10 protein-coding genes are annotated in these 12578 nt (G+C 60.3%); all 10 read right to left on the bottom strand.

What is annotated here, in order from left to right:
• Nucleotides 1–174: 174 nt before the first annotated feature.
• Entirely contained in the window at nucleotides 175–1599 is a 1425-nt protein-coding gene (locus C934_RS0130690; RefSeq protein WP_018860333.1) for an efflux transporter outer membrane subunit, read from the bottom strand.
• A gap of 157 nt (nucleotides 1600–1756) precedes the next feature.
• The gene (locus C934_RS0130685; RefSeq protein ID WP_018860332.1) at nucleotides 1757–4861 is read right to left on the bottom strand and encodes an efflux RND transporter permease subunit; all 3105 of its coding nucleotides are present in this window, start codon (nucleotides 4859–4861) and stop codon (nucleotides 1757–1759) included.
• 44 nt (nucleotides 4862–4905) lie between these two features.
• Nucleotides 4906–6126: an efflux RND transporter periplasmic adaptor subunit gene (locus C934_RS0130680; protein ID WP_018860331.1), complete on the bottom strand. Its 1221-nt coding sequence runs from the start codon at nucleotides 6124–6126 to the stop codon at nucleotides 4906–4908.
• Nucleotides 6127–6263: 137 nt separating this feature from the next.
• Complete coding sequence (locus C934_RS0130675) at nucleotides 6264–6866, bottom strand: TetR family transcriptional regulator (protein WP_018860330.1); 603 nt, start codon at nucleotides 6864–6866, stop codon at nucleotides 6264–6266.
• A gap of 102 nt (nucleotides 6867–6968) precedes the next feature.
• Nucleotides 6969–7913: a phosphoribosylaminoimidazolesuccinocarboxamide synthase gene (locus tag C934_RS0130670; RefSeq protein ID WP_026372222.1), complete on the bottom strand. Its 945-nt coding sequence runs from the start codon at nucleotides 7911–7913 to the stop codon at nucleotides 6969–6971.
• A gap of 82 nt (nucleotides 7914–7995) precedes the next feature.
• Entirely contained in the window at nucleotides 7996–9747 is a 1752-nt protein-coding gene (locus C934_RS0130665; protein WP_018860328.1) for an SLC13 family permease, read from the bottom strand.
• 98 nt (nucleotides 9748–9845) lie between these two features.
• Nucleotides 9846–10541 (bottom strand): phosphoribosyltransferase, encoded by a 696-nt coding sequence (locus C934_RS0130660; protein WP_018860327.1) that lies wholly within the window; start codon nucleotides 10539–10541, stop codon nucleotides 9846–9848.
• A gap of 4 nt (nucleotides 10542–10545) precedes the next feature.
• The gene (locus tag C934_RS0130655) at nucleotides 10546–11352 is read right to left on the bottom strand and encodes a pseudouridine synthase (protein ID WP_026372221.1); all 807 of its coding nucleotides are present in this window, start codon (nucleotides 11350–11352) and stop codon (nucleotides 10546–10548) included.
• Nucleotides 11353–11533: 181 nt separating this feature from the next.
• On the bottom strand, nucleotides 11534–11740 hold the full coding sequence (locus tag C934_RS34405; RefSeq protein ID WP_037218028.1) for a hypothetical protein: 207 nt from the start codon (nucleotides 11738–11740) through the stop codon (nucleotides 11534–11536).
• 138 nt (nucleotides 11741–11878) lie between these two features.
• Nucleotides 11879–12214, bottom strand: coding sequence for a hypothetical protein (locus C934_RS0130645; protein WP_018113492.1), 336 nt, complete (start codon nucleotides 12212–12214; stop codon nucleotides 11879–11881).
• Between the last annotated feature and the right edge of the window lie 364 nt (nucleotides 12215–12578).

Raw genomic sequence — 12578 nt, 5'->3', positions numbered from 1 at the left:
GTTCTGCTTTTTTACGAACGAAAGTTCAGGCCCGCTAGGACCAACCGCTCTGCGCATCGTCACTGCGGTGTTGCAATCACCTCAATGGCAAACGAGGCCGGTGCATCATAACCGATGCACCGGCCTCGCAATGTATAAGCCCCGCTGTTGGCGGGGCTTGATGTCTCATGTGGCTCAGCTTGCCTTTGGTGGCGCGGTGGTCCGCGGTGCGCCCGGATTGTAGCCGCCGCCGATGGCGACGTTGAGGGCGACATAGTCCTTGGCCATCTGCTGGATGGCTGCAGCAAGACTTGCCTGGGCCAGCGACACCTGGCGCTGCGCATCGAGCACATCGAGCAGCGAAGACGCACCGTCCTTATAGCTGGCGGTCGACAGTTCCAGGGTTTCCTGCGTCGTCTTCACCTGGGCGCGCAGCGCTTCCACCGTCTGGGCGTCGCGGCGCACCGCCGAGAGCGCGTTCTCGACCTCTTCGACAGCGCTTAGCACCGTCGATTTCCAGGCGAGATACTGCGTCTTGGCATCGGACTTGGCGATGTCGACATTGGCGCGCAGGCGGCCGCCGTCGAAGATCGGCAGCGTCAGGGTCGGGCCGAAGGACCAGCTGGTCAAGCTGCCGCCCGAGACGCCGGCCACCTTGACATAGCTCGGCGAGATCGAACCCGACAGGGTGATCGTCGGGTAGAGCTGCGAGATGGCAACGCCGATATTGGCGGTAGCGGCGGCGAGATTCCGCTCGGCGACGCGAATGTCGGGCCGGTTGCGGATCAGGTCGGCCGGGACGCCGGAGGCAATGCCGCCGCGGAAGATCGGCTGCGGTGCGCCCTTCAGGAGCTCACCGAGCAGTGAGCCGGCCGGCTGGCCGAGCAGCGTGGCGATGTGGTGGGCGGCGACTCGGATATTGGTTTCCAGACCGGGGATTTCGGCCTGCGTCGACTGCACCAGTCCTTCGGCCTGGACGACGTCGAGGCGTGAGGCGGCGCCGGCTTCGAGCTGGAACTTGGTCAGCTCGTAGGTTTCCTGGCGCGACTTCAGGTTGGCGCGCGACAGTGCCAGGCGCTCCTGGAAGAAGCGCAGGTCGATGTAGGAGTTCACCAGATCCTGCAGGAGGGTGAGCTTGGCGACGTCGGCGCTGGAATAGGCGGCATCAAGGCTTGCCTGTGCGCTTTCCTTGGAGCGGCGATACTGGCCGAAGAGATCGAGTAGCCAGGAGACGTTGGCTTCGCCGGCGCTGATGTTGGTGGCGCCGCCTGAGACGCTCCGCTCACCCATCGTGCCGCTCGTGGTGTGGCTGGCACCGACCAGCAGGCTCGGCAACGAACCGGCGCCGGCCACGGTGACGCCGCCAGCTGCGGCGTTGATGCGTTCTAGGGCCTGCTGTACCGAGAGGTTCTGGTTTAGTCCCTCGCCGACCAGGCCGTTCAGCCTGGTGTCACGATAAGCCGTCCACCACGCTGCCGTCGAGACGTCGCCTATGTTCTTGGCGCCGCCCTCGCTGAACTTCGACGGAAGCGGCATCTCCGGAGGAACATGATCCGGGCCGCTGACACAGCCCGCGAGCAAAAGCAGAAGCGCCGGAGAGGCAAAGCGAAAAGATGCCATTAAAAATCTTCCTGTAACTCGACCAAATCTATTCTTGTCAGAAGCCTTCATGCTTCGCTATCGGCCGCGCTTCGCTCAAATGAGAAACACCATCCCGAAGCAGTCGGCGGCAATGTATCAACGAGTCTCCTCTTCTCACAGTGCATTTATATCACACTCACGCTTCATTTTTTTGCGTCCGCGAGAAGATCCGGCGGATGACAACGAAGAATGAGGGGACAAAGAAGATGCCGAGAGCCGTTGCTGCGAGCATGCCGCCGAGCACTCCGATGCCGATCGCGTTTTGCGCTGCAGAACCGGCGCCGGTTGCGATTGCAAGCGGTACGACGCCTAGAATGAAGGCAAGCGATGTCATGATGATGGGGCGTAGGCGCAGGCGCGCTGCCTCAAGTGTCGCCTCTAGCAGTCCCATTCCCGTTTCCATTCTGTCCTTCGCAAACTCCACGATCAGGATCGCGTTTTTCGCGGCAAGACCTATGGTCGTAAGCAGGCCGACCTTGAAGTAGACGTCGTTCGCCTGGCCGAAGAACGTTGCGGCAGTGAGGGCCCCGAGGACGCCGACCGGTACGGCCATGATGACGGAGAACGGGATCGACCAGCTTTCGTAAAGCGCTGCCAGGCAGAGGAAGACGACGAGGACGGAGATCGCGTAGAGCATCGGTGCTTGCGAACCCGACAAACGTTCCTGGTAGGAGATACCTTGCCAGGCGACGGTGTAACCGCCGCCCAGCTGCGCGGTCAAAGCTTCCATTTCATTCATCGCGTCACCCGAGCTTACGCCCGGTGGGGACGCGCCGTCGAGCGGGATGGCGCTTACTGCGTTGAAGCGGGCGAGCGTCGGGGCGCCCTTGACCCATTCTGTGCGGGTGAAGGCGGAGAAGGGCACCATCTCCCCGCTCGAGTTGCGGGCATACCAATGATCGAGATCGTCAGGCTGCATGCGGAATGGCGCATCACCCTGCACGTAGACCGGCTTGATCTCGCCGTTCAGCGTGAAGTCGTTGACGTCGCGGCCGGTAAAGATCACCGAGAGCATCGAATTGACCGCGGAAATATCGACGCCCATCGCGCCGATCTTCTCCTGGTCAATGACGATCTTCATCTGCGGCTCGACTTCCTTGTTGTTGCTGCGGAGGGCAACGACCTTGCCGCTGGTGTTGGCCATCTGGATCAGCCGCTTCGAGGCAGCATCCAGCGCATCGGTGCCATGACCGCCGGTGTCGACGAGATACATGGAGAAGCCGCTCGAGACACCGAGACCCTGGATCGCGGGCGGCAGCAGCGCGAAGACCTGCGCCTCGCGGAAGGTGAAGAAGGTCTTGAGCGCCCGCGTCACGACAGCCTGGGCATGCAGGTTTGGTTCCGTGCGTTCCGAGAAATCCTTGAGCTTGGTGAAAACGATGGCGCTGTTCTGGCCAGAGCCATTGAAGCCGAAACCAAGCGCGCCGAAGACGGACTGGACGGCATCCTTCTCGTTCTCGCGGTAGTATTTCTCGACCTTCTCGACGACAGCTTGCGTCTGCTGTGTCGTCGAACCCGGAGGGGTGGTGACGATGGTCAGCAGAACGCCCTGGTCTTCCTGAGGAAGGAACGAGCTTGGCAGGCGATTGAAGAGATAGGCGCAACCGACGCCGATAAGAAGGAAGACGAGCATGACGCGGATCGGCCGCTTCAGCAGGTAACTGATGGTCCTGACATAGCCGTTGGTGGAGCGCGTGAAGTTGCGGTTGAACCAGTCACCGATGCGGTGCTTCTTGTGCTCGCTTACAGGCTTTAGCATCGTCGCGCAGAGCGCTGGCGTCAGCACGATCGCGACGAGGGCAGAAAGCAGCATTGCCGAGACAATCGTCACGGAGAACTGGCGATAGATGATGCCGGTTGAACCGCCGAAGAAGGCCATTGGAATAAAGACGGCCGTGAGGACGAGCGCGATACCAACGATCGCGCCGGTGATTTCGCCCATCGACTTCTCGGTCGCTTCGAGCGGCGACAGCTTCTCTTCCGTCATGATGCGTTCGACGTTCTCGACGACGACGATCGCGTCGTCGACGAGGAGGCCGATCGCCAGCACCATGGCAAACATTGTCAGCGTGTTGATCGAATATCCCGCCATGGCGAGAATGCCAAAGGTCCCGAGCAGAACCACCGGCACGGCGATCGTCGGAATAAGCGTTGCCCGAAGATTCTGCAGGAAGATCAGCAGCACGATGAACACGAGAACGATGGCTTCAATCAGCGTGTGCACGACCTTCTCGATCGACAGCTCGACGAACGGTGTTGTGTCGTACGGATAGGTGATTTCCACGCCTTCCGGCAGGCCGCGGCTGATGGTGTCGAGGGCAGAGCGTACGCGGGCGGCAGTATCGATGGCGTTGGCGCCGATGGCGAGGTTGACGGCAAAACCGCTCGATGGCTGACCGTTGTAACGGGAGGAGCCGCCATAGCTCTCCTGGCCGATCTCGATGCGTGCCACGTCGCTGAGGCGTACGGTGGAACCGTCCTTTTCGACCTTCAGAATGATGTGCTCGAAGTCGGAAACGGTAGTGAGCTGGCTCTGCGCCGTAATGGTCACGTTGAGCTGCTGGCCTTCAACTGATGGCTGGGCGCCAAGCGATCCAACGGAAACCTGGGTGTTCTGTGCTTCGATTGCGGAGGTCACGTCGCCTGTCGTCAATTGGTACTTCAGCAGCTTGTACGGATCGAGCCAGACGCGCATGGCGTAGCCGGAGCCGAAGATATTGATGCTGCCGACGCCTTCCAACCGCTGGATCTGATCTTCGATGGACGTCGACATGATGTTGCCGAGGTCGACGGAACTGCGCTTGCCGTCGGTCGAAACGAGCGAGCCGACGAGCAGGATGCTCGACGTCGAGCGGGTGACGCTGATGCCAGCGTCAATGACATCGCCCGGCAGCTTGGACTGCACGAGCTGGAGCTTGTTCTGGACCTGAACCTGCGCGATGTCGGGGTCGGCACTGGTGCCGAACGTCAGCGAGATGCTGGCAGAGCCGGTCGACGAGGTCGAGGTCATGTAAGTCAGGTCGTCGAGGCCGGTCATGCCGTCTTCGATGATGGTCGTCACCGATTTCTCGACCGTTTCGGCACTCGCTCCGCGATAGGTCGCGTTGATCCGCACCGTCGTCGGCGCGATATCGGGGTATTGCGAAATCGAGAGCGTAAAGATCGCGAGCAGGCCCGCGAGCATGATCGTAATCGCGATGACCCAAGCAAAGATCGGGCGTCGGATGAAAAACTTGGCCATTGGCTTACTGTTCCTGTGCGGCTCTGATCACGGTTCGTCGCGAATTACTTCGCGGCGGGCTTCTGCGCTTCACCGGATGCGGCCTGATCAGCGGGCACGACGATGCCCTTGTCATTGATTTTCATCGGCATTGGCTTGACGGGCATGCCTGCCGTAATCGACTGCAGGCCACTGACGATCAGCTGGTCGCCGTCCTTGATACCCTCGGTCACAAGCCAGGCGTTGTTCGAAGGAGATGCGTTTTCGAAGATGCGGGTTTCGACCTTGCCGTCGGCTGAGACGAACTGCGCGGTCAGCTCACCATTTGCATTTCGGCTGGTGGCAAGCTGCGGCAGCGCATAGCCTTGCTCCGCGCCGAGTTCCAGCGTCGCGCGGACATACATGCCGGGCAAGATGATGTGATCTGGATTCGGGAAGCGCACGCGGATGATAAACGTCCCGGTCGTCTCGCTGACGACGGACTTCGACATGTCGAGCGTGCCCTTCTGGTCATATTCCTTGCCGTTTTCGAGGATGAGGCGGAAGGCGGCATTGCCGGCGTTGCCCTTGACCTCGCCGCTGCGGATCGCGTCGCGAAGCCGCAGCAGGTTGGTGCTCGACTCCGTCAATAGAATGTAGACCGGGTCCAACTGGCGCACGGTGGTGAGCGCCGTCGTCTGGTTGGCCGCGACGACGTTGCCGACGTTGTATGCCGTCTGGTCGATAACGCCGTCAAACGGCGCAGTGATCTTCGTGTGGTCGACATCGATTTCGGCGGCAGTCAGCGCTGCCTTCGCGGATTCGACCTCGGCCTGCGCCTGCAGAAGGTTGGTGCGTGCGGTCTCAAGCTCGATCTGCGTCGCGCCCGAGCCGACTAGGCGCTGGTAACGATCGAAATTGCTTTGCGCGCTGGGAACGCTGGCTTCGGCCTTGGCAATGGCGGCGCGCGCTTGTGCAGCGGTTGCCAGGTAAGGTGCGTCTTCGATCTGATAGAGGACGTCGCCCTTCTTGACTTCGCCACCTTCCTTGAAGGGGATCTCGCGGATGATGCCGCTCACCTGCGGGCGAATGTCGGCGATCTGCGAAGCCTCGGCGCGGCCAGGCAGGATCGTGGTGACGGGGAAGGTGGCCTTCGTCAGGGATATCACGCCAACCGGCGCGGCTTGCTGGGCGGCGGCTGCACCCGCGGCCCCGGCCGCGCCCTGCTTGTTGCCGCTGTCGCTGCATGCGGCGAGGACGCCGCCGATCGCGAGGGCGGAGGAAACGAGGAAAATGCGCCGTATCATAATGAATTCCTTGTGCGGTGGCGTCCGAACCAGTGACCTTCTTCAACAAGCAAGGCCGATCGTCGATCCAGAATCAAATGCCACTGATCCGAATTTAAGAAAGACTTTACGAAGTGACGTAAGTTATGAATCGTCACTTAGCAAGCGCTATTTTGCAGTGCGGCATCCACGAAAATGACGATCTGCTTTGCGCGCTGGACAAGTGTGTCCTTATCATCACGGGCGATCAGAACGGGATGCAGGACACTCGCCAGGACATCGGCAACGGTGTTGGCGGCATCTGCGGCGCTACTGCAGTGATAGCGACCTTCGGCGACACCTGCTCGTATGATTTCATCCAGTTTCCGGACGATGCGCTCCCTATATCGATTGCCGGCCTCGAGCTTGGCCTGCACCGTCATCAGGACCATTTCAAAGATGTAGGGGTTCTGCTGAATGTCCTGCAGGTGGCTGTCCAGCAGGCGCAAGACAAAGCGCAGCAACCGCTCATTCGGCGGTAGCTCATCGTCAAAGGTCGCGAAGCGGTCAGCTACATCGCCCAGATGGCGTTCAGCGATGGCATCGACGAGGGCAGCTTTCGAGCGGAAATGCTTGAAGACGTTGGCAGGCGACATTCCAAGCGCGGCAGCAATGTCGGCGATCGAAACGGCGACAAAGCCGCGTTGCCGGAACAACAATTCCGCCATGGACAGAATGTCTTCACGAGTCTCTTCGGCCTTACGTCTTGGCCTGCGTGCCATCCATTCCCCTGCCGGCACGAGGCCGGCCCCCAGTTTTCCAGATGCTAGCGCTAAGGACGGAAAGCCTGCAAGCTAATGTTGCAGGCTTTCTATGGCGCGACTTTAAGAGAAGTAGACGGACAGATTCTTGCGGACGCGCTCGACCGGCGTCGCGCCGCTGTCGTCGGGAACGAAGCGTTGCGCCGTGATGCTCTCGTAGGCCTTGATGTAGACCTCGGAGGTCTGCTGGATCAGTTCGACGGGAATTTCCGGGATTTCGTCCTTGTAAGGATCACAACGCTCCGCGACCCAGGCGCGAACGAAGTCCTTGTCGAAGCTTGTCGGGCGCGCGCCTGCCTCGAAACTTGACTGGTAGCTGTCGGCAAGCCAGTAGCGGCTGCTGTCGGGTGTGTGGATTTCGTCCGCGAGAATGATGTTGCCGTTCTCGTCCGTGCCGAACTCATATTTGGTGTCGACAAGGATGAGCCCGCGCTTGGCCGCAAGTTCCTGGCCGCGGGCAAAGAGAGCCAGCGCGTAACGCGAGAGCGTTTCCCATTGTTCCTTGGTCAAGAGCCCGCGCTCGACGATCTCGGCAGGCGTCAACGGTTCGTCGTGGCCGCCATCGAATTCCTTGCTGGTCGGCGTGATGACTGGGGTCGGGAGTTTCTGGTTGTCGCGCATGCCGTCCGGCAGTCGCATGCCGTACATCTCGCGCTCGCCCTTCTTATAAAGAGTGAGGATCGAGGTCCCCGTGGTGCCGGCGAGATAACCGCGAACGACGATTTCCACCGGCAGGATATCGAGACGCTTGCCGATGACAACGTTCGGATCGGGATAGTCGAGAACGTGGTTGGGGCAGATGTCCTTCGTCGCCTCGAACCAGTAGCGGGCCGTCTGCGTGAGGACCTGGCCCTTGTAAGGGATGCAGGTGAGGATGCGATCGAAAGCACTCAATCGGTCTGTGCTGATGATGATGCGGCGCCCATCCGGCAGGTCATAGTTCTCGCGAACCTTGCCACGGTAGTAATTGGGGAGCTCTGGGAAATGGGCTTCGGAGAGGATTCGCACGGGCTCGACCATCCTTCTGCGTTGATCGGGAACTTTTCCCCTGCTCTAGTTCCATTGCCGGGGATGTCAAGCAAACCGGCTCCTAAAGCCAGAAGAGATAGATAAGAAGTAGGGTAAGACTATAGCTCAGCACGGTCAGAGGCGCGCCGGCCTTCAGAAAGTCACTGAAGCGGTAGCTTCCGATCCCCATGGCAAGCGTATTGTTGTGGTGGCCGAAGGGTGTCAGAAAATCCAGCGAGGCGCCCGCGGCGACGGCGATCAGATAGGCCGATGGAGAGTGATGGCCGCCTGCTGCGAAGGCAACGGCGATGGGGCTCATGACGATTGCGACAGTCGCGTTGTTAACAAAAGGCGTCAGGAGCATCGACAGAAAGAGAACAAGCGCCACCCCCACGGCGGGTTCGGCCAGCGACACCATGGAACCCAGCGCCGCCGCGATGAGTTGGGCGGTGCCAGTTGTCGCGACGGCGGAACCGATCGGGATCATTGCGCCGAGCATGATGATGATCGGCCAGTTGAGATCAGCCATCGCCTGGCGAATGTTGAGGTAATTTAGGAGTGCTAGGACAAGCACGACGCCTGCAAAAGCAATATCAGGCGTCACGAGTTCGAAGGCCGTCGCGGCGACGCCTGCGGCGAAAATGGCAAAAGGCTGCCAGGACGACGCGGACATTCGGGACGGCGGCTGCGACGCCAGCGGGAGGCATTCGCACTCCTCCAGCGCTTCGGCGATCGCCCTTTGCTCGCCCTCCAAGACCAGAATGTCGCCGATCGACAGTTGCAGGTCGGCGAAGCGCCCCTCGATCCGTGGCGAGCGCATGGAGAGTGCCGATATCGTAACATCGCGGCTGCTGAACACCTCGAGAGAATGTAGCCGCGAGCCGACCAACGTGCTTTCCGGCATTACGACGGCCTCGACGTAATCGAGATCGGCAGAATCTGCGCTCGGGTGGCGCTCCGGAAGCAGGGTTCCGGACGAGTAAAGCCTATCAAAGACTGTCTCGTCTGCTTCGGCCAATAGCAGGTCGCCCGCCTCGACAACCAATTTGTCGGGCGTGCCGAAAACAAACTTGCCGTCACGCACGAGCGTATGCGGCTGCAGCGAGAAGCGATCCGGCAGGTCCGAAAGCCGAGCACCGATCAGCGAGGAGCCCGGTGGGATATGTCGTTCGGTGATCCTGCGTCGCGGTGGTGAAACCGGCTCAGCGGAGAGCGCCTCTCCATCCTTTTTCGGAAATAACCGCGGTGCAAGCCACGCGGTCATGATGATGCCGACGACGGCGACCGGCAGCCCGACATAGGCAAAGTCGAAAAGTCGAAAGCCGCTGCCGTTTGCGTTTGCCCAGGCGTTGCTGACGAGCATGTTCGCGGGCGTGCCGATCAGCGAGACGATGCCGCCCAGGAGCGCGGCAAAGGAGATCGGTATAATCAATTGCCGTTTGGGTATCGCGAGCAGGGCACTCACGCGCAGCGTCGCCGGCAAAGCGATCGAAAAGGCGCCGATGTCGTTCATGAAGATCGAGATGAAGCCGGTTGCGCCCGACAACGTCGCGATGACGGCGATATCCGAAAATTTGGCTCGCACGAAAAAATCCGCGAGCTGATCAAAAAGCTGCGCCCGTGCAAGGACCTGTACGATGAGCAGGATCTCGACGACCGTGATGACCACCGGGCTTGCAAAACCGGAGAAGATCTGTTCGGCGGAATAGAGGCGGAGGGCATATCCGGCGAGCAGCCCGGCAATCGCGACCACTTCGATACGAAAACGCTCCAACGAAAACAGGATGAGCATCGCAAGCAGGAGGATCAGCAAGGATGCTTGCTCGAACGTCATGGTTTGCCCCGAACCTCAATCCATCAAGAGACTGTAGCGGTTCGGCTCGCACTGTATAGAGCGAAATGTTGCAATCCGCGCTCCACGCGACCGTGCATTCAGACTGCGGGGCGGCGCCAGGTGCCGGTCTCGGTCATCTCCAACATCGGGGTAGAAAAGACGCCGACTGTTCTTTCCCGCCATTGCGGTCCGACAGCATCGAGCGTTTCGCACCAGCGGCGGGACTGCAACATGGCGGCACCGATCGCAACAGGCTCAATGCCGCAGCCGGCAAGAAGCTGCAGCCCGGAAACGATCGAAGTGCCACTGGAAATGACGTCGTCGATCAGCGCAACACGCCGACCCTCCAGCAGCGGCAGCATGCGAGGATCTATATAAAGACGTTTCTGTTGGGTGGGGGTGGTAATCGAGATGAGCGCCACGGACAGGTCGTCGCGGTACCAGAACTTTCGGGACGTTCCGAGCGGCACATATCGTGTATGCCCCAGCTTCTGCGCCACGGCGGCTGCGAGCGTCAGGCCAAGGGTCGGTAGGCCGGCAACAACTTCCACCTCGAAAGGCTCCAGTTTCTCGGCAAGCGATCGAGCCAGGACATCGAGAACCTGGAAGCTTGCCTGGTTGATGATCAGGGAGGCCAGCGCATGCTGCCCGTCTGCCAACACGCGTACAGGCAGGCGAAGCTGCCGCCCATCATCCAGTTCGGCGATATAGGACGCCGAGACATCGCCGTCGCTTCTAAAGGTGCCCGGGCTGTGGATCTCCTGCCAAAACTCGTGCGCCGCCAATTCCGTCATGCACTCAATTCCATCTTGCCGTTTCCACGCCGGAACTCTGGCGCAATTCTCTTAGTTCCGCATCCGTCAAGGCACGCACCGCACCCTTTGGCAGCTCGCCGAGCGCCAGGCCACCGATCGCAACGCGCACGAGACGGAGGCATTCGACATCCAGGGCTTCCAGCATGCGGCGGATCTGGCGGTTGCGGCCCTCATCGAGTTCGACCTCGATCCAGGCATTCCTGTCGCCGCTCCTCAACAGCGTCGCCGACGTCGCCTTCAGAATTTCGCCGTCATGGCGGACCCCATAAGTCATCTGGGCCAGCATCTCCATGTCCATGATCCGGTTGACCTGGACATGGTAGGTCTTGGTGACATGGGTGAGCGGATCGAGCAGCGCCTGCGCGAAGACGGTATCGTTGGTAAAAAGCAGCAAGCCTTCGCTCGCCTTGTCCAACCTTCCGACCGGCGAGAGGTGCGGAGCCTCGAAATCCTTGAGGCAGTCGTAGACGGTCGGCCGGCCCTCGGGATCATCGCGCGTCGTGACCAGCCCGCGCGGCTTGTTCAGCATCAGGTAGATCTTTGCCTCGGCGACCACTTCGGTACCGTCGACGCGGATCTTCGCGAATGCCAGGTCTACCCATGCGGAAATATCGGTGACTTTGCGTCCATCGACCGACACGCGACCTTCCAGGATTAGCCGTTCGGCCTGCGTGCGCGAACAGTGCCCGAGCTTGGAGAGCGCACGCGGCAAAGTTACCCGCTTGCCGGATGTCTCCCCGTTCGGTCTGGCGCGTTCGCGCGATTTCTGAGGTGAGCGCCGCTGCCTCACACTGTTTCTTCCCGTCATTGCCGTTGATCAGGTTCTGACATGAACAGGGTCACGATGCCAGCAAGCCATCGACAAAACGCGGGGATAATAAGAGGTTCAAAGTGCTGCGTGACGAAAGCGCAAAAAGCGAGATGGCGCTTTGCGCGCCATCCAATTCGTCTTGGGGAGAGGGCAGAAAGCCTCAGTGGCTGGCCATGTAACCGGCGAGTTCCTGACGGCTGATAACGACACCTGCCGCTGCCTTGGCGGGGTCCGGATGGGTGTAGGACAGGGAAGGCAACTCGGGCAGTTCGAGAGCTTGACGCGTGTTCATGATGCCGACAGCCCTGCGGCCGTTGACGCCATCAACGCTGACTTCGACTATAAAATGGGCTCCCTTGCACTCCACGAATAGTCCTCCCTCTTATTCTACCGGCCGTAGTAACGGCAAAACTTGGTTTTTCTAAGACCAAAGTATTACGAGCCGCACTAAACTTCGGATCACTGCGGCTCGCGATGAATGCGGGGCGTTTCCGCTGTCACCATATCAGCGCCACCAATGACGTGGTGGCTCTTGACTGCCGGCCAAGAGATAGCCGGCTAGAAAGCCGATCGCACCGGCGAGCGCCAACGCGGTCGTCGTCGCAGCAGGATGCTCGCGGGCGGCGCCTGCGGCAGCCACACCTTCTGCCCGGATCTGCGCTACCGCGCTCTTCGCGCGGGGAAGGGCGTCCTCATAAGCCTTGCCTGCCCGGTCACGCACCTCATAGTAAGCCTCTGCGCCCTGCGCCGAGATCATTTTCTGCAGGCGGGACACTTCTTGCTGGAGTGCGGCGATATCCTTGCTGACGGATGCTCTGATGTCATCGGTAGTGGCAGCCATGTCTTTCTCCTTTTCCTTACACGAACGAGAACACGAAAGAGCTGCGATAGGTTCCGCGAGATTTGATCCGTAAGGGGGCAGATGATCCAGTTTCGCGGAGTTTCAACCCTCCAGCGCCGCTTTTGCGCGAGCGGGAAGGAACAGAACTTCGCTGATAGGGCACTACACGACCATCTGATCGAGGAATTTGGAGCCCCGTTGGAGGGCCGTTCAAGATCCCAAACGCGGTCTCTAGAAAATCCCACTTGAGAATCAACCTTTTACAAAAATGTCAAAAAACTTTGTCTGGCGCTGTTGACTTAGAAAAGGGGTAGGATCTATAAGCCCCCTCACTGAACGAGGGCGGCGGCGCTGCTGGCGACGA

The organism is Rhizobium sp. 42MFCr.1 (assembly GCF_000377185.1).
GTDB classification, from domain to species: Bacteria; Pseudomonadota; Alphaproteobacteria; order Rhizobiales; family Rhizobiaceae; genus Rhizobium; species Rhizobium altiplani.
This window is presented reverse-complemented; position numbering and strand designations above follow the sequence as displayed.